Below are 341 nucleotides of genomic sequence, written 5' to 3'. Positions count from 1 at the left end.
GGATGGTTTTTTGCTCTTTACCGACGGTGACCTGCACCGGGACTATCTCGGCGGCAAAGCTGCCGTGGGTGATGGCTTCCTGGGCGCGTGTCAGGGAGGCAATCGCAAAGTCGTCCTGGGCTTGGCGGGTAAACCCGTTGTGCTCGGCGCAGTCCTCGGCAAAGGTGCCCATCAGGCGGCCCTTGTCATAGGCGTCTTCCAGGCCGTCGAGGAACATATGGTCGAGGACCTTGCCGTGGCCCATGCGATAGCCGCTGCGGGCGCGGTCGAGCAGGTACGGCGCGTTTGACATGCTTTCCATGCCGCCGGCGATCACCACGTCGACGCTGCCGGCGCGCAAC

General features: G+C 64.2%; 1 protein-coding gene. It reads right to left on the bottom strand.

All coding sequences use genetic code 11. The annotated features are described in order from the left end of the window. A partial coding sequence (locus AC0L3B_RS38800) for a thiolase family protein (RefSeq protein ID WP_473382975.1) occupies positions 1 to 341 on the bottom strand: 341 nt, incomplete at both ends.

The organism is Bradyrhizobium sp. Kon56 (genome assembly GCF_055807635.1).
This window is presented reverse-complemented; position numbering and strand designations above follow the sequence as displayed.